This is a genomic window from Streptomyces sp. NPDC006643 (assembly GCF_042870175.1).
Taxonomy (GTDB): Bacteria; Actinomycetota; Actinomycetes; order Streptomycetales; family Streptomycetaceae; genus Streptomyces.
This window is the reverse complement of sequence record NZ_JBIAHA010000022.1, coordinates 164,482-183,543: the sequence shown is the minus strand read 5'-3', so window position 1 is coordinate 183,543 and position 19,062 is coordinate 164,482. Positions and strand designations below refer to the sequence as shown.

6 protein-coding genes are annotated in these 19,062 nt (G+C 69.4%); all 6 read left to right on the top strand.

The genetic code is table 11. The features are described 5' to 3' along the window. Nucleotides 1–6 precede the first annotated feature (6 nt). The 6 genes from ACFYNU_RS28365 to ACFYNU_RS28340 all read left to right on the top strand — a co-directional run bounded on the left by ACFYNU_RS28365 (nt 7) and on the right by ACFYNU_RS28340 (nt 19,061). On the top strand, nt 7–10,560 hold the full coding sequence (locus tag ACFYNU_RS28365; RefSeq protein WP_388767567.1) for a type I polyketide synthase: 10,554 nt from the start codon (nt 7–9) through the stop codon (nt 10,558–10,560). A gap of 135 nt (nt 10,561–10,695) precedes the next feature. Then, nucleotides 10,696–11,622: a sulfite exporter TauE/SafE family protein gene (locus tag ACFYNU_RS28360; protein WP_356596912.1), complete on the top strand. Its 927-nt coding sequence runs from the start codon at nt 10,696–10,698 to the stop codon at nt 11,620–11,622. Continuing rightward, entirely contained in the window at nt 11,619–12,521 is a 903-nt protein-coding gene (gene cysD / locus ACFYNU_RS28355) for a sulfate adenylyltransferase subunit CysD (protein WP_356596914.1), read from the top strand. The genes ACFYNU_RS28360 and cysD overlap by 4 nt, the downstream gene beginning before the upstream one ends. Further along, a complete protein-coding gene (gene cysC, locus ACFYNU_RS28350) occupies nt 12,521–14,356 on the top strand; it encodes an adenylyl-sulfate kinase (RefSeq protein ID WP_356596915.1) in 1,836 nt (611 codons plus the stop codon). The genes cysD and cysC overlap by 1 nt, the downstream gene beginning before the upstream one ends. Before the next feature lie 1,107 nt (nt 14,357–15,463). Continuing rightward, nucleotides 15,464–18,274, top strand: a complete 2,811-nt coding sequence (locus ACFYNU_RS28345; protein ID WP_356596917.1) for a LuxR C-terminal-related transcriptional regulator — start codon at nt 15,464–15,466, stop codon at nt 18,272–18,274. A 295-nt stretch (nt 18,275–18,569) separates the two neighbouring features. Further along, nucleotides 18,570–19,061: a flavin reductase family protein gene (locus ACFYNU_RS28340; RefSeq protein WP_356596919.1), complete on the top strand. Its 492-nt coding sequence runs from the start codon at nt 18,570–18,572 to the stop codon at nt 19,059–19,061. The last annotated feature ends 1 nt before the right edge of the window (nt 19,062 follow it).

The window sequence follows — 19,062 nt, the reverse complement described above, 5'->3', positions numbered from 1 at the left end:
GAGCGGCTGCGGACGTATCTGCGGCAAGCCACGACGAGCCTGCTGGAGACCCAGAACCGCTTGCAGGAGTTGCAGACCCGCGTGAGCGAGCCCATCGCCGTCGTCTCGATGGCCTGCCGGTTCCCGGCCGGGGCGGACAGTCCCGAGAAGCTGTGGGATCTGGTCGCCGAGGGCCGCGACACGATGGATCCGTGGCCGGCGGACCGGGGCTGGGACGCCGATCCGGACCAGGCGAGCTACGCCCGCGTAGGCGGGTTCGTGGCCGATGCCACGCGATTCGACGCGGGCTTCTTCGGGATTTCGCCGCGCGAGGCGGTGGCGATGGAACCACAGCAGCGGCTGATACTTGAGACCGCGTGGGAAGCGCTGGAACGGGCCGGTATCGCACCGGACTCGCTGCGCGGCAGCTCGACCGGCGTGTACGTGGGAGCAGGCGGATCGGAGTACGGGTCGCTCCTCGAATCCGGGTCCGACGAGGTCGACGGGCATGTGCTGACCGGCAACGCCGTGAGTGTGGCTTCCGGGCGGGTGTCGTACACGCTGGGTCTGGAGGGCCCGGCGGTGACCGTGGACACGGCGTGTTCGTCTTCACTGGTGGCGGTGCATCTCGCTGCCCAGGCGTTGCGGTCGGGTGAGTGCTCGATGGCCCTGGCCGGTGGGGTCACGGTGCTTTCCACTCCCGGGATCTACGCGGAGTTCTCCCGACAGGGCGGGCTGGCCGCCGATGGTCGTTGCAAGCCGTTCGCTGACGCTGCGGACGGGACCGGTTGGGGCGAGGGCGCCGGGATCCTCGTACTGGAACGACTGTCCGACGCGCGGCGGAACGGTCACCAGGTGCTGGCGGTGCTGCGTGGCAGTGCGGTGAATCAGGACGGCGCGTCGAATGGATTGACAGCGCCGAACGGCCCTTCCCAACAGCGTGTGATTCGGGCGGCGTTGGCGAGTGCGCGGCTGTCCTCCGCCGATGTGGATGTGGTCGAGGCGCACGGCACCGGTACGAAGCTGGGTGACCCGATCGAGGCGCAGGCGTTGCTGGCCACGTACGGTCAGGATCGGCCGGCTGACCGACCACTGCGGCTCGGGTCGGTGAAGTCGAACATCGGTCACACCCAGGCCGCCGCCGGTGTTGCCGGCATCATCAAGATGGTTCTGGCGATGCGGCACGGTGTGCTGCCGCAGACGTTGCACGTCGACGCCCCCTCGACTCATGTGGACTGGTCGGCGGGTGCGGTGGAGTTGTTGACCGAGTCGGTGCCTTGGGAGACGGACGGTCGTCCGCGCCGGGCGGGTGTGTCGTCATTCGGCATCTCCGGGACGAACGCGCACGTGATCCTCGAAGAACCTGAAACGGCGCTGGCCACGGAGCCCCAAGAAGTCTCCGACGGTGTGGTGCCGTGGTTGGTGTCGGCGAAGTCGCCGCAGGCGCTGCGCGAGCAGGCCGACAGGTTGAGCCAATGGGCTGATGACCGGCCAGAGGCGGATCCCAGGGCGGTGGCTCGGGCACTGGCTACGGGCCGTTCGGTGTTCGAGCATCGGGCGGTGGTGCTGGGCGGAGACCTTCAGGCGCTGGCATACAACGTCGGCGCACTGGCCGGGGATCGGCCGAACGCCGGTGTGGTGACTGGCCTGGCGGGTTCGGGTCGGTTGGCGGTGGTGTTCTCCGGTCAGGGGAGTCAGCGCCTTGGCATGGGCGCGGAGTTGTCGGCTGGGTTTCCGGTGTTTGCTGAGGCGTTTGATGAGGTGTGTGGGGAGTTGGACCGGCATTTGCCGTGTCCGTTGCGGGATGTGATCAGTGGTGAGCCGGGTCCGGGTCTGTTGGATGAGACTCTGTTTACGCAGGCTGGGTTGTTTGCGGTGCAGGTGGCGTTGTTCCGGTTGGTGTCGTCGTGGGGTGTGGTTCCGGAGTGGGTGGCTGGTCATTCGATCGGTGAGTTGAGTGCCGCGTATGTGGCGGGTGTGTGGGATCTGGCGGATGCGGCTGCGGTGGTTGCGGCGCGGGGTCGGTTGATGCAGGAGTTGCCGTCGGGCGGTGCGATGGTGGCGCTCACGGCGACTGAGGCCGAGGCGCTGGAGTTGATCGGTGAGCGGACCACCGTCGGTCTGGCGGCGGTCAACGGGCCTGCCTCGACGGTGATTTCCGGTGCTGAGGACGCTATGGAGGAGTTGGCTCAGCGGTGGCGTGATCAGGGTGGTAAGGCGCGGCGTCTGCGGGTGAGCCACGCTTTCCACTCCCCGTTGATGGAGCCGATGCTTGATCCGTTTGCGCGTGTGCTGGAGCAGGTCTCGTGGAACAAGCCGCAGATTCCGGTGGTGTCGGGTACTCCCGAAGCCGACGTGACGGATCCCGCCTACTGGGTGCGGCATGTCCGGGACACGGTGCGCTACCACGACGTAGTCCTGAAGCTGCGTGAACACGGCGCCGATCTGTTCCTGGAAGCCGGTCCCTCGGGGGCGTTGAGCGCGATGGCCACGGCGGACACCGGTGGCGTATGGCTGCCCGCCATGCGGGCCGACCGCGACGAACCGGAAACCCTGCTGACCGCAGTGGCCGGCGCGTACACCCACGGCGCCCACGTGAACTGGAATGCCCTCCTCGGAACCCGACCGGGCAACCCCGTCTCGTCGTCACTGCCCACGTACGCCTTCCAGCGCGACCGGTACTGGCCCGCGAAATCACGCCCGTCCGCCGACGCCGCTGACGCCGCCGACGTTGTCGACGGTGTCGAGGCGGAGTTCTGGCAGGCGGTGGAGCGTTCGGACGGTGCGGCGCTGGCGAGCACCCTGCGGGTGGACGAGCGCGAGGTGACTTCGGTCCTTCCCGCCCTGACCGCCTGGCGCCGGGGCAAGCTCGACAGGCAGACCGTCGACACCTGGCGGTATCGAGTCGAATGGGCCCCGCTGAAGGGGGCACGGCCTTCCGGGCTGAGCGGTTCGTGGCTGGTGATGCACCATCCGGACGTGGCCGAATGGGCCGGCCAGGTGGCCGGGATGCTGGCCGGTCAGGGCGCGCGACCTGTTCCGGTGGCCGTGGCGGGCGATCGCGGCACGGTGGCCGAAGCCGTACGGGACGCGTTGTCCGAAGCGGAACTGGCCGGTGTTCTGTTCCTCCCCGGTGATGCGCCGGTGAATGAACTGCTGGCGGTGGTACAGGGATTCGCGGACTCGGGAGCGTCGCACCGGCTGTGGGTGCTGACGCGTGGCGCGGCCGGACCCGAGACCCCCGCCGATCTCGACGCGGCTGCGGCGTGGGGCCTCGGCCGCGTGGCCGCGCTGGAGTACCCGGCGAACTGGGGTGGGCTGATCGATCTTCCCCTCACCGACCCGGACGAGTTGATCTGGCGACGCTGCTGTGCGGTGCTGGCCGGATGGGACGGCGAGGACCAGGTAGCCGTACGTACGAGTGGTGTGTACGGGCGTCGCCTGGTACCCGCCCTCACCACCACACGATCCGGACACAGTTGGTCACCTTCGGGCACTGTCCTGGTCACCGGCGGCACGGGTGGTCTCGGCGGTCACGTGGCGCGCTGGCTGGCCGCTCAGGATGTCGAACACATCGTGCTCACCTCACGGCGCGGTGACCGGGCCCCGGGCGCAGCCGAGCTGGTGGAGGACCTCAGCGGCGGGGGACGGGTACGCGTCACCGTTCTGGGGGTCGACGTGGCCGATCGGGACGCGCTGGCCGCTGCTCTGGCCGGGGTGGGACGTATCGATGCGGTGGTCCACGCCGCCGGCGTCGGTGAGCTGGCTCCGATCGCGGAGACCGATCCGGCGGCCGTGGCACGCGCCCTCGCGGCGAAGGTGACCGGCACGCTGAACCTGCACCAACTGCTCGTACAGGATGCCGAACGTCCGCTGGACGCGTTCGTGCTGTTCGCTTCCGGGGCCGGCGTGTGGGGTGGCGCCGGACAGGGACTGTACGCGGCGGCGAACGCGTTCCTGGACGCGTATGCCGTTCAGCAGCGAGCCGCCGGGCATGCGGTGACGAGCGTGTCCTGGGGTGTGTGGGCCGGCGCGGGGATGGCCGGCTCCGACGGGAGCAGGGCGATGCGGCGGCGCGGAGTCCGGCCGATGGATCCGCGGCGCGCCCTGTGGGCGCTGGTCGAGGCCGTGGGCCAGGGCGAGACCTGTGTGACCGTGACCGACATGGACTGGCCGCGGTTCGCGTCCGCGTTCACGTCGGTGCGCCCGAGTCCCTTGCTGGCGGAGCTTCCGCGAGTACGGGCCGACGCGGATTCCGTGCCGGTCACGGATGGCGGTCTGGCCGCCCGGCTGCGGGCGATGCCCGGGATACAGCGCCGGCAGAGTCTCGAAGAGATGGTGCTGGCCCATGCGGCTGCCGTGCTGGGCCACGACAGTGCCGAAGGACTGGGGGCCGGTCAGGCGTTCCGCGAGCTGGGTTTTGATTCGGTGACCGCGGTGGAGCTGCGTAACCAGCTCACGGAACTGACCGGCACCCCGCTCCCCTCGACGTTGGTGTTCGACTATCCGACGGCGGCGACGCTGACGGACTTCCTGCTGACGGAACTGCTCGGCGTCGAGACCGAGGCGCCGACACCGGTCTCGGCGTCCGTGGCCCCGGCCAACGCGCCGGCCGGGGCCACGGAGACCGAACAGGTCGCGATCGTGGGAATCGGCTGCCGATTCCCCGGCGGCGTGAGCAGCCCGGACGACTTCTGGCGGATGCTCGCCGCAGGTGAGGACGCCCTTGTTCCTTTCCCGGCGGACCGTGGCTGGGAAGGCGTACACCACGACGGGTACGCGGCCGTCGGCGGGTTCGTTGCCGAGGCTCCGGACTTCGACGCGGCCTTCTTCGGGATCTCGCCGCGTGAGGCTGTGGCCATGGATCCGCAGCAGCGGTTGGTGCTGGAGACGGCGTGGGAGGCGTTGGAGCGGGCCGGTATCGACCCACTGGGACGGCGGGGCTCCGACACGGGTGTCTACGTCGGTGTCGGGGGCTCGGAGTACGGCTCGGTGCTCGCGTCCCGTTCGGACGACGTCGGCGGGCACCTGCTCACCGGCAGCGCGGCGAGTGTGACTTCCGGACGGGTGTCGTACGCGCTGGGCTTGGAGGGCCCGGCGGTCTCGGTGGATACGGCGTGTTCTTCGTCGTTGGTGGCGGTGCATCTGGCTGCGCAGGCGTTGCGGTCGGGTGAGTGCTCGATGGCCTTGGCTGGTGGTGTGACCGTGATGTCCACGCCCGGCGTATTCGCGGAGTTTTCGCGGCAGGGTGGGCTGGCTGTGGACGGTCGTTGCAAGCCGTTCGCGGATGCGGCTGATGGCACTGGGTGGGGTGAGGGTGCGGGGGTTCTGGTTCTTGAGCGGTTGTCGGACGCGCGGCGGCACGGGCATCAGGTGTTGGCAGTGTTGCGTGGGAGTGCGGTGAATCAGGACGGTGCGTCGAATGGTTTGACCGCGCCGAACGGTCCGTCTCAACAGCGCGTGATTCGGGCGGCGTTGGCGAGTGCTCGGCTGTCTTCGGCCGATGTTGATGTGGTCGAGGCGCACGGTACTGGTACGACGCTGGGTGACCCGATCGAGGCGCAGGCGCTGCTCGCTACGTACGGTCAGGATCGGCCGGCTGACCGGCCGTTGTGGCTGGGTTCGGTGAAGTCGAACATCGGGCACACCCAGGCCGCCGCCGGAGTGGCCGGGATCATCAAGATGGTTCTGGCGATGCAGCATCGCGTGTTGCCGCAGACGCTGCACGTGAACGGCCCGTCGTCGCATGTGGACTGGTCGGCGGGCGCTGTGGAGTTGTTGACCGAGTCGGTGCCTTGGGAGACGGACGGTCGTCCGCGCCGGGCGGGTGTGTCGTCATTCGGCATCTCCGGGACGAACGCCCACGTGATCCTCGAAGAACCTGAATCCGAGCCCGAACTGGTGTCGGCGACGGTGCCTGAAGTCCCCGGTGGAGTGGTGCCCTGGCTGGTGTCGGCGAGGTCGGCGCGGGCTCTGCGGGAGCAGGCCGCCGGCTTGAGCGGCTGGGTCGCCGAACGGCCGGAGACAGACCCGGTACTGGTCGGGCGGGCGCTGACCACGACTCGGTCGGTGTTCGAGCACCGGGCCGTGGTGCTCGGCCGGGACCGGCGGACCCTCGCTGAGGGGGTCGAGACGCTGGCGAAGGGGCAAGCTGGATCCGGTGTGGTGACTGGCTCTCCTGGTTCGGGCCGGTTGGCGGTGGTGTTCTCCGGTCAGGGGAGTCAACGGCTCGGTATGGGTGCGGAGTTGGCGGCTGGGTTTCCGGTGTTCGCGGAGGCGTTTGATGAGGTGTGTGCGGAGTTGGACCGGCATTTGCCGCGGCCGTTGCGGGACGTGATCGGCGGCGAGTCGGATCTGTTGGACGAGACTTTGTATACGCAGGCGGGGTTGTTTGCGGTGCAGGTGGCATTGTTCCGTCTGACTTCGTCGTGGGGTGTGGTTCCGGAGTGGGTGGCTGGTCATTCGATCGGTGAGTTGACTGCCGCGTATGTGGCGGGTGTGTGGGATCTGGCGGATGCGGCTGCGGTGGTTGCGGCGCGGGGTCGGTTGATGCACGAGTTGCCGTCCGGCGGTGCGATGGTGGCGCTCACGGCGACTGAGGCCGAGGCGCTGGAGTTGATCGGTGAGCGGACCACCGTCGGTCTGGCGGCGGTCAACGGGCCTTCCTCGACGGTGATGTCCGGTGCTGAGGACGTTGTGGAGGATCTGGCTCACCGTTGGCGTGACCAGGGTGGTAAGGCGCGGCGCCTGCGGGTCAGCCACGCTTTCCACTCCCCGTTGATGGAGCCGATGCTTGATCCGTTCGCGCGGGTGCTGGAGCAGGTCTCGTGGAACAAGCCGCAGATTCCGGTGGTGTCGGGTGCTCCCGAAGCCGACGTGACGGATCCCGCCTACTGGGTGCGGCATGTCCGGGACACGGTGCGCTATCACGACACGGTGCTCAAACTGCGTGAACACGGTGCCGACTTGTTCCTGGAAGCCGGTCCGTCAGGGGCGTTGAGCGCGATGGCCACGGCGGACACCGGTGGCGTATGGCTGCCCACGATGCGGGCCGACCGCGATGAACCGGAAACCCTGCTGACCGCAGTGGCCGGGGCGTACACCCACGGCGCCATCATGAACTGGAATGCCCTCCTCGGCACCGGGAGTACGGGCGTGGGGCCCGCGACGGATCTGCCGACGTATGCGTTTCAGCGGGAGCGGTTCTGGCCCTCACTGACTCAGCGGGCCGGGGATGTACTGGCCCTGGGGCAGGGTGAGTCCGGGCATCCGCTGCTTGGCGCCGTTGTGACGCTTGCCGGTGAGGACAAGGTGCTCCTGACGGGCCGGTTGTCGTTGTCGGCGTATCCGTGGCTGGCTGATCACGCCGTGCTCGGATCGGTGCTCCTGCCCGGGACGGCGTTCGTGGACCTCGCGATGCATGCGGGTGATCGTGCCGGGTGTCCGGTGGTGGAGGAGTTGACTCTTCAGGCTCCGCTGGTGCTGCCTGAAGAGGGTGGAGTGCGGGTTCAGGTCCGAGTTGGCGAGACAGGTGGGGATGGTCGCCGGTCGGTGGGGATCTTCTCTTGTGCGGATGGTGAGGAGGAGTGGGTTCAGCACGCCGATGGTGTGCTGGGGACGCTCACCACGACAGCCGCCTCACCGTGGGTCGGTGCCTGGCCTCCGTCGGATGCGGTGGCGGTGCCGGTGGCGGGTGCTTACGAGCGTATGGCTGGGGACGGTTACGGCTACGGGCCGGTCTTCCAGGGCGTACGAGCCGTATGGCGGTCCGGTGCTGAGGTGTTCGCGGAGGTGGCTCTGCCTGAGCGGACCGATGTGGACGGCTTCGGGGTGCATCCCGCGCTGCTGGACGCGGCGTTGCATCCCCTGGGATTGGCGGCCTCGTACGAGAGCGGAGCAGCGGAGGGGGTGGCCCTGCCGTTTGCGTGGAGTGGTGTGCGGTTGTTTGCCACGGGTGCGGAGGCGGTGCGGGTGCGGTTGTCCCATCGGGAGGACGGTGGGGTCGCGGTCGCCGTATTCGACCCGGCCGGGCAGCCGGTGTTGAGTGCCGAGTCGTTGACGTTGCGTCCGATGGCTGTTGATCCTGTCGCGTCGGTGGTGGGGGAGGCGGCCCGGTCGTTGTTCGGGGTCGACTGGGAACCGCTCACCGAGCCGACCACCGGCGCGGTGGAGTGGGCCTGGCACGGCCGCACCGGGGACAGGCTCCCCTCGGTGGTTGTCGCCCGTGTCCCGGCCGGCGCCGGTGACAGCCCGCATTCCGTGCATACGGTCACCGGGACGGTGCTCGCCTTGTTGCAGCAGTGGCTGGCCGACCCCGCCACCGAAGACTCCAAGCTCCTGCTCCTGACACGGGGCGCGACGGATGGCAGTGATCTGGCCGCCGCCGCGGTGACCGGCCTGGTGCGTTCCGCACAGTCCGAACACCCAGGACGCTTCATCCTCCTCGACATCGAACCGGACACCAGCCTCGATACCGTGCTGCCCACGGTGATCGGCAGCGATGAACCCGAACTCGCCCTGCGGGCAGACCAGTTGTACGTACGGCGTCTCGTCCGCGTCGCCGGGCCTCCGGCAGTCGGGCCGCCTGTCCCCGATCCGGACGGCACGGTGGTGGTCACCGGCGGGACCGGCGGTCTGGGTGCGTCGCTGGCCCGCCATCTGGTCACCGACCACGGCGTGCGGCACCTGCTGCTGCTGTCCAGGCGGGGGCCGGATGCGCCTGGGGCAGACGAACTCGCCCTGGAGCTGGCTGAGTTGGATGCTCAGGTCTCGGTTCAGGCGTGCGATGTGTCCGACCGTGACGCGTTGGCCGCAGCGCTGGACACGGTGCCGGCGGAGCACCCGTTGTCGGGTGTGGTGCATGCCGCCGGGGTGCTGGACGACGCGACGGTGGAGTCCCTGACCTCTGAGCGGTTGTCCGCCGTACTGCGGGCGAAAGTGGATTCGGCATGGCACCTGCACGACCTGACCCGGGATCGGCCGCTGAGCCTGTTCGTGGTGTATTCCTCGGCGGCGGCCACGCTGGGCTCTCCGGGCCAGGGGAACTACGCGGCGGCCAACGCGGCGCTGGACGCCCTGATGCTGCGGCGCGGTTCGGCCGGACTGGCGGGCCAGTCACTCGCCTGGGGTCTGTGGCAGCAGCGCTCCGGGATGTCCGGCGGGCTGGGCGAGGCCGATCTGTCGCGGCTGGCGCGTGCCGGGGTGCGGGTGCTCTCCGACGAGCAGGGACTGGGGTTGTTCGACGCGGCGGTGCGCCTGGACCGGCCGCTGGTCGTGGCGGCACGGCTGGATGTGGCAGCCGTACGAGCCGCCGGCGCCGTCTCGCCCTTGCTGCGTCAACTGGCCGGCGGCCCACCGCGCCGCGCCACCGCCACCGCGGCTTCCGCCGACGGAGGCGAACTGGCCTCCCGGCTGGCCGCGTTGCCGGTGGAGGAGCACCACGCGACAGTGCTGGAGCTGGTACGTACTCAAGCGGCCACTGTCCTCGGGCACGCCTCGGCGGACGGGGTCGACGCCGACGCGACCTTCCGGGACCTCGGCTTCGACTCGCTGACAGCTGTCGAACTGCGTAACCGGCTCATCGCCGAGACCGGGTTGCGGCTCCCGGCGACGCTGGTCTTCGATCATCAGGACGCCGCCGCCCTGGCCGCGTACGTCTTGGACGAACTCGCCACCGGGAGCGCCGCCGAGACCCTTTCCACGGAAGCGGTCCGGCTGTCGGACCTCGCCGAGATGTACATGCGTGCCGAGGCCGGGGGCAGGGTGGATGTCTTTCTGGATTCGATGGACAGCCTCGCGACGTTCCGGCCGACCTTCGGTGTCGACACCGCCGCCGCGGCGATCCCGCCGCCCAAGCGCGTCGCCACCGGTGACGGGAAGCCGAAGCTGTACCTGTTCCCGCCGTTCATGGCCCCGGACGAACTGGCGTACGTACGGCTGGCGTGGGCCTTCCAGGGCAGCCGCGAGGTGTCGCTGCTGAAGCTGCCCGGCTTCCACGCGGGTGAGGCACTGCCACAGGACCTGGAGACGATGGCCACCGCCCTGGCCGAGGCGATCCTCCGGGACAGTCCGGCGGGAGCGGAATTCGCGGTGGGAGGGGCCTCCAGCGGCGGAATGATCGCGCACTGGGTCGCCGCCGAGCTGGTGCGCAGGGGAGTGGCCCCGGTGGGCATCACCCTCTTCGACACCGTCTCGCAGGCGGACCTCCCCCACTTCGAAGAGGACTCGAACGCGCTGCTGGCGGCACTGTTCGAGAACATTCGGCAGGCCGGCGACAACGGCGACGACAGCTGGATCTCGGCCATGGCCCACTACAAGTCCTTTCCGTGGTGGTCTCCTGACCACCTGGATATTCCGACGCTCCAGATCCGGGCGACGGAACGGATGGGCGCGCCGGTGGCCCACGAGGAGTGGATGTTCACCTGGAACAACTCGTCGTCGGTCACCTTGGCGGACGTGCCGGGAAACCATCTGACGATCCTGGACAAGTTCGCGACGGTGACCGCGCGGGTGGTCAACGACTGGCTCGGTCAACCGGCCGGGGAGCGCCCTCCGTTCCTCGACTACCGCGGAGCCGTATAGCACGACAGATACAGCGCAACGCCAAAGAGCGCTTTGCGAACAATCCTCCACAAATGGCCGATGCCAACCCGCCGCCCAGGCATGCCCCCGGCGGGCGGCCCCCACCTGCCCCCCACCCCGCGAACAGAGGTCCCCATGCGCACCTTCCTGTTGTTCGGCCTGGCCGGTCTGCTGGCCCAGCTTGTCGACGGCACCCTGGGCATGGCCTTCGGGGTGACCGCGACGACCACGCTGCTGGCTGTCGGCACCGCCCCGGCAGCCGCCTCGGCCGCCGTGCACCTCGCCGAGGTGGGCACCACGCTCGCCTCGGGCCTGTCCCACTGGAGGTTCGGCAACATCGACTGGAGAACCGTCGGCATCCTGGCCGCACCGGGCGCGGTCGGCGCGGTGCTCGGCGCGTACGTGCTGACCTCGCTGTCCACCGAGAACGCCGCCGTGTGGATCACCTCCATACTGCTGCTGCTCGGCCTGTACGTGCTGATCCGGTTCTCCTTCCTCAAGCTCCGCAGGATGATCACCGACCAGCGCCCCGGCGCCCGGTTCCTGGCGCCGCTCGGCCTGGTGGCCGGATTCGTCGACGCCACCGGTGGCGGCGGCTGGGGGCCGGTGGCCACCACCACGCTGCTGTCCTCGGGCCGGCTGGAGCCGCGCAAGGTGGTCGGCTCGGTGGACACGTCGGAGTTCATCGTCGCGCTGGCCGCCAGCATCGGCTTCCTGTTCACCCTGTCGCGGGAGGACGACCTCAACTACACCGTGGTCCTCGGCCTGATGATCGGCGGCGTCATCGCCGCCCCGCCGGCGGCCTGGCTCGTCCGGCACATGCCGCCTCGGCTGCTCGGCGCCCTGGCCGGCGGGCTGATCGTCCTCACCAACGCCCGCACCCTGCTGGGTGAGTTCGAGGCCTCGGACCGGGCGAGCACGCTCACGTACACCGCCGTCGTCGCGCTCTGGGCGGCCGGGGTGCTCGCCGCGATCCGTTCGGTGCGCGAGGAGCGGCGGCAAGAACTCGCGGCGCATGACAGACAGTTCGCCCTATCAGCAGCGGAGGAGCACAAACCATGACGACGAGCAGTTATCGGCTCTCCCATCTGCGGACGCTCGAAGCCGAATCGGCGCACGTCTTCCGAGAGGTCGCGGCCACCTTCGAACGGCCTGTGCTGCTGTTCTCCGGTGGCAAGGACTCGGTGGTCATGCTGCATCTGGCACTGCGCGCCTTCTGGCCGGCGCCGCTGCCGTTCCCGGTGCTGCATGTGGACACCGGCCACAACTTCCCCGAGGTGCTGGACTTCCGCGACCGCGCGGTGGCCCGGCACGGCGTACGGCTGGAGGTCGCCTCCGTCCAGGACGACATCGACGCCGGGCGGGTGGCCGACGAACCCAGCCGGAACCGGCTCCAGACCACCACACTGCTGCGGGCGATCACCGAGCACCGTTTCGACGCCGTGTTCGGCGGCGCCCGCCGCGACGAGGAGAAGGCCCGCGCGAAGGAACGCGTGTTCAGCTTCCGTGACGAGTTCGGTCAGTGGGATCCGCGCAATCAGCGGCCGGAACTCTGGCAGTTGTACAACGGCAGACACCGCCGCGGTGAGCACATCCGGGTCTTCCCGCTGTCCAACTGGACCGAGCTGGACATCTGGCAGTTCGTGCTCGACGAGGAGGTCGATCTGCCCTCGCTCTACTACGCGCACCGGCGCCAGGTCTTCCAGCGCGACGGCATGGTCCTCGCGGTCAATCCGTATCTGACGCCCGGCTCCGGTGAGCGGCCGTACGAGGCCACGGTGCGGTTCCGCACCATCGGCGACGCGACCTGCACCGGCTGTGTGGAGTCCGCCGCCGCCACACCGCAGGACGTCGTCGCCGAGGTCGCCGCCAGCCGGATCACCGAGCGCGGCGCCACCCGCGCGGACGACCGGATCTCCGAAGCGGGCATGGAAGACCGGAAAAGGGAGGGCTACTTCTGATGGAGATCGACCTACTGCGGATCGCCACGGCGGGCAGTGTGGACGACGGCAAGTCCACACTCATCGGCCGGCTGCTCTACGATTCGAAATCGCTCTTCTCCGACCAACTGGCCGCGGTGGAACGCGCCAGCCGGGACCGCGGGGAGCCGTATCCGAATCTCGCCCTGCTCACCGACGGCCTGCGCGCGGAGCGCGAACAGGGCATCACCATCGACGTGGCGCACCGCTACTTCGCCACGCCGAGGCGGCGGTTCATCATCGCCGATACCCCGGGCCACCTTCAGTACACCCGCAACATGGTCACCGGGGCGTCCACCGCCGACCTCGCGCTGATCCTGGTCGACGCGGCCAAGGGCGTGCTGGAGCAGTCCCGTCGGCACGCGCTCCTCGCCTCCCTGCTCGGCATCCCGCATCTGGTCCTGTGCGTGAACAAGATGGATCTGGTGGGGTTCTCGCAGGAGCGGTTCGACGAGATCCGCGCCGAATTCGCCTCGTTCGCCGCCAAGTTGGAGGTGCGTGACCTGAGCTTCGTGCCGATGTCCGCGCTCACCGGCGACAATGTGGTGCACCGCGGCGACGCGATGCCGTGGTACGAGGGCACGTCGCTGCTGCATCACCTGGAGGACGTGCACGTCGCGTCGGACCGCAATCTGATCGACGCGCGTCTGCCGGTGCAGTACGTGATCCGTACGCCGGGGGAGTCGGGCTACTTCCGCGGCTACGCGGGCACCGTCGCGGGCGGGGTGTTCAAACCGGGTGACGAGGTGCTGGTGCTGCCGTCCCGGGTGCGTACCACGATCGCGGCCGTCTCCGGCCCCGGCGGCGTGCCGCTCGCCGAGGCCTTCCCGCCACAGGCGGTCACGGTGCAGCTCGACGGGGAGCACGACATCGGCCGGGGCGATCTGATCTGCCGCCCGCGCAACCAGCCGCGGGCGGTCCGGGAGTTCGACGCGATGGTGTGCTGGCTGACCGAGCACAGCGAACTGGCCGAGGGCGGCAGCTATCTCCTGCGGCACACCACGCGCACCACCCGGGCGATGGTGGATTCGGTGGACTACCGGCTCGACATCAACTCGCTGCACCGTGACGAGGCCGCGAAGTCGCTGGCGCTCAACGAGATCGGGCGGGTGACCCTGCGCACGCGGGAGCCGCTGTTCGTCGACGAGTACCGCCGTAACCGGGTCACCGGCAGTTTCATCCTGGTCGACGAGCGGACCAACAACACCGTCGCCGCCGGGACGGTGCTGGCGCAGTCGGCCCGGCCGGAGGTGGTCTGGCACGCCACCGCCGTGGGCCGGGGCGAGCGGATCTCGCGGGGGGCCACGATCTGGCTGACCGGACTGCCCGGGGCCGGGAAATCCAGTGTGGCGGTGGAGATCGAGCGGCTGCTGATCGACGCCGGGCGCCCGGCCTATCTGCTGGACGGGGACAATCTGCGGCACGGGGTGAACGCCGGGCTGGGATTCGGCGCGGCCGACCGTACGGAGAGCGTACGGCGCGCGGGCGAGGTGGCCAGGCTGTTCGCCGACGCCGGACTGGTCGCGGTGGCCTCGCTGGTCAGCCCGTACGCCGAGGACCGGGCCAGGGTACGGGCGGCGCACGAACTCGCCGGGCTGCCGTTCCTGGAGGTCTTCCTCGACACCCCGCGGGCGGTCTGCGAGTCCCGGGACCCGAAGGGGCTGTACGAGAAGGCCCGCGCGGGCGGGATCACCGGGTTCACCGGGGTCGACGATCCGTACGAGGCGCCCGGGTCGCCGGAGTTGGTGCTGCGGCCCGAGGACGGTGACCCCACCGCGATGGCCGTCCTTGTGCTGAACCGCCTCGTGAGGCGATGAACAGTCGCGGGCTTTCCCTACTGAATTAATAGGGAAAGCCCGCTTCTCGTTTCGTGTGTGATGTCCCCGACGCAGACTTTGTGGCGTAGCGGAATTGCTGTTCCGGATGCTAAGTTGATTTTACTCGGGCTTGACCGGGGTGAATCGGCCCATACCCGGTTCCGCGATATCGGCACCGGTACGGGCTTTGACTCGTGGGAGGCTGTGGTGGATTATTCGGCGAGTGGGTGTTTGGCCCATTTAGGTAGATTTCCCGGCTTTTCCCGGAGGCGGAACGAAGATTCCGTTCTCTCGCGCCTCGCGGCGGCCGGTGAGTGCCCTGCCCAGCGGTCCCCGGATCGGCCCGAGTCGGATGAAGCGGTTATTTCGACCGTGGCTCCCCCTGTGGGAAACATGCATACTCCAGGAATGTCGTGAAGCACCTCATGGCATTCCCCGGACGAGTGTGCCGGCGCCTGGCCGCGCGGTACCGGGCGCCAAGGCGGCGGGTGGTGAGGCCCTGCCCGAACGGGCCTCTGAAGTGGGTGTTGGTGACCCGAAGCGGGCGTGCGGCGGGCCCGTGTTCCCCGCGGAAGTGCACGGGACATCCCCGCCGGGCTTTTGACGCCGATGGTCGGCCGGGTGCGGATCGTGTGACGTGCCGCCGCCGTCCTGCCGCCGAATTCACCCGAGTTCACGCTTTCTTTCGCCGGTTGAAGAATTCCCGGGACGAAGCTCATTATCATTTGACAAGTAAAAGGTGCGTTAAGGTTTCGGTTCGGCGTCGTTGCGGCGGGCCGCGAATTTCTCCCGAGTCCGTCGCGTGCCGTGCGCGCGGCGGGCACGCCGCATACTCCACGGCGCTCATCGTGTACAGAGGAAAGCAATCAGACATTCCGCTCGGTCCGGATTTTACGGACTCGAATTTTCCCACTCTTGACCCGACCCGGCAATTCCCGTCCGGACGTACAGCGGGCGTGAACATTCAGTGAGGCAGATGAACGGCGGGCGAAATGATGTTTCGGCCGAACGGACCGGCGGCCGGGAGCGCCCGCGTCGAGGTGGCCATCCGCCGCCCCCTCAGGGACTGACGACAGCAGATGTACACCGCCGGACAGGGGAGACATTGTGGAGCCTCGGACTCTAGAGAAGCTCACGGAACCGGCGACACCGCGGGGGCGCGCGGCCGGCCGGGCACTGCACGGCCGTACGGAACAGGTGCACCGCATCGAGCGGCTGATCCACGCGACGGCCGAGGAGCACCGGGGACATCTGGTGGTCCTGGAGTCCGGCGTGGGCACCGGCAAGACCAGACTGCTGTCCGAGGCGAAGACCCTGGCCGAGCGGAGCGGGTACTCGGTCCTCGACGGCGTACCGAAGTCGCTCACCATGGTCGGCACCCGCCAGGGCCGGCAGGACACCGACCGGATCAGCTGGCTGGCCGCCCAGGTCGACGCGCAGATCGACGGCGAGCTGCGCCGTGGTCCGGTGCTGATGGTGCTCGACGACGCGCAGTGGACGGATCCGGCGGTGCTGCGGGCGCTCGACGGCCTCATGTCGAAGCTGGACTCCTCACCGGTGCTGTGGCTGTTCGCGCTGCGCGCCGAGCCGGGTGAGACGGCCAACAGCCTGGTGCTGCGGAGCATGGCTCGGGCCCACCGGGCGGACTGGCTTGGGCCGTTGGGCCCGCTGTCCGGCGACGCCGTCGTCGGCCTCGTCGGAGATCTCTTCGACGCCGTTCCCGACCACGACCTGGTGGAGTTGTGCGAGAGTGTCGGCGGCAGCCCGCAGGCGATCGTGGACCTGGTGCACGAACTGCGCGAGGAACGCTGGGTGGAGATCAGCGACGGGGCCGCGTCCCTGGTCTCGGGGCCGATGACCTCGGGCGTCGCGGCGGCCGTCGCGGAGGATCCGGTCGGCCGGCTGCCACCACCCCTGCTGCGGTCGGTACGCGGGCGACTGGGCGAACTCTCCGAGCGGGCGCAGAACATGCTCCAGGTCGCGGCGGTGCTCGGCAGCCGATTCACCCCGCACGACCTCGCGGAGATGCTCGGCGAGCTTCCCGTCCAACTGCTGGGGCCACTCCAGGAGGCGATGGGCGCGGGGCTGCTCAGCAGCGACAGCGAAGGCTTCGCCTTCCACCGCGAACCGGTGTGGTGCGCGGTGCTGGGAACGGTCCCGGCGCCGCTGCGGTCGATGCTGCACCGGCAGGCCGCCACCATGCTGCTCGCCAGGGGTGAGCCGACCACGGACGTGGCGGTGCATCTGGTGCACTGCACCGACGCCGGTGACGCCGAGGCGGTCGCCACCATCGGTGAGGTCGCGCGGCGGCTGCTGCCGTCCTCGCCCAACTCGGCCGCGGCGCTGGCCGCGCGGGGCCTGCGGATCACCAGGCCCGGCGAGCCCGGCCATTTCGCGCTGGGGACCACGGCCACCGCGGGGCTGGTCCGGCAGGGCAAGCTCACCCAGGCCACCGAGCTGGCCGAGAACCTGCTCCAGAAGGCCGGGCCCGCCCAGGGGGAGTCCGTTCGCCCCTTGCGTACCTGGCTCGCCATGGCGCTGATGCTGCGCGGCGACGCCTCCGCCGCCCGGCAGGTCTCCCAGGAGCCCTTCTCCGAAGCGGCCCCCGCCGGCGACCCGGGCCCCGAACTGCTCGTGCTGAACACGCTGTCGCACGACAACCAGGCCGCGCGGGTCGCCCTGGCCGACCGGGTCCTCGCGGTCGACGACGCGTACGACGTCGAGGTGCGCGTGGCGGCGTTGAACGTACGCGCGATGGCGAAGTGGCACGAGGCCCGGATCGACGAGGCGCTCGTCTGCGTGGACGACGCGGTGGAGCTGCGCGAGCGGCTCACCGAGACCTGTCAGAGCGATCCCCTGTGGACCAAGGCCTGGATGCTGACCAGGCTCCACCGGCTGGACGAGGCGCTGGCCGCCGTCGACGCCTCCTGCCGCACCATCGACGAGGACGGTACGGGCGTACTCACCCCGGTCCCGCTCGCCCTGCGCGCGATGATCTTCTTCGTCAGGGGCGACATCCCCGCGGCCGAGTCGGAGGCGGCGGCGGGACTCGCGGCGTCGAAGCGGGCGGAGATGCCGCTCTACGACCCCCCGCTCCGCGCGGTGCTGATCTTCTGCGCGTTGCGGCGCGGCGATCTGGCGGCAGCGGCGGACGGGCTGCGGCGGCTGGACGAGTCGATCCCCGCCGAACTGGCCCACCGGTGGTCGACGATGCGGCGGCTGCTGACCGGGCTGGTGTCCTCGGCGAAGGTGGGCGTGCACGCGGCGGTCGAGGAGATCCGCGAGCTGGCTCAGAATCCGTCCCTGCGCAAGGAGTTGGTGCTGGAGGCACCCATGGGCACCGCCTGGTCGGTACGTACCGCGCTGGCGGCCGACCAGCGGGTTTTCGCCGAGCGGATCGTGGCGACGGCCGAGGAGATCGCCTCGGTCAACGAGCGGCACGGCCCGGTGGTGGCGGCGGCGAGGCACGGCCGGGCGCTGCTGGACTGCGATCTCGGCGCGCTCGCCGGGATCGGTGAGCTGTACGGCGATCCGTGGACGGTGGCCTCGGTCACCGAGGACCTCGGCTCCCTTCTGCGTGAGACCGACCGCGAAGGAGCCGTGAAGCAACTGAACCGCGCGATGGAGATCTACGAGGAGGTGGGCGCGGAATGGGACTCGGCGCGGGTCCGGCGCAAGCTGCGGCGGCTGGGCGTACGGCGCCGGCACTGGAGTCCCGAGACGCGGCCCGAGACGGGCTGGGACAGTCTCACCAGCACCGAGGCCAAAGTCGCCCGGCTCGTCGCACAGGGACTGACGAACCGTCAGGTGGCGAGCGAGCTGTTCATCTCCCCGCACACCGTGGGCTTCCACCTGCGCCAGATCTACCGCAAGCTCGCCATCCAGTCCCGGGTGGACCTGGCACGTATCGTTCCCTGACGGGGCGCGGCGTGCCGTGCCCTCTGCCCCCCGGCCTTGTGCCCTCCTGGTCCGGCGCCCCCGGCCGGTTGAACCGGCCAACTCCCATTCTGTGGTCACCGGGTGGCAACACCGGCCCAGGTGCCGGTCCGCCGCCGGGCGGGAGGGCGAGTTTGCCGGGCCGGTGATACCAGGGCTTGGGGTTACTCCGTGATGGGCGACGGGAGAAGCGCGGACTCTATGTTCGTTTCATGACTCTCTCAAGGGGGCTGTTATGAGTTCCGTGTCCGCGGAGAAAACCTTCTATCGAGTCCCGATGACACCTGATGCCATGCGTGAGACGATGTCATGTTTCGCCACCGGTGTGATCGTGCTGAGCGTCGGCGGTGAACACATTCACGGGATGACGGCGAACGCCTTCAGTTCGGTGTCCCTGGAACCGCCGAAGGCCCTGTGCTGTGTTTCGCACAGCGCGGTGATGCACAAGGCGATCATCGCGGCGCGGCGTTTCGGGATATCGATCCTCGGTGCCGAACAGGAATCCCTGGCACGGCATTTCGCCAACAAGAAGCGACCGCTGGGGCCCGAGCAGTTCGAGGGAATCGACTGGGAACCGGGCCCCTCCACGGGGGTGCCCCTCCTGCGTGGCGCGCTCGCCTGGCTGGAGTGCGACCTCTCGGAGTTCCACGACTCGGGCGACCACTCCATATTCATCGGCGACGTGGTGAACGCCTTCAGCTCCGGCGGCACCGCCGGACTCCTCTTCTTCAACGGCGGCTTCCAGCCGATCAACGAGCCCACGGTGTGAC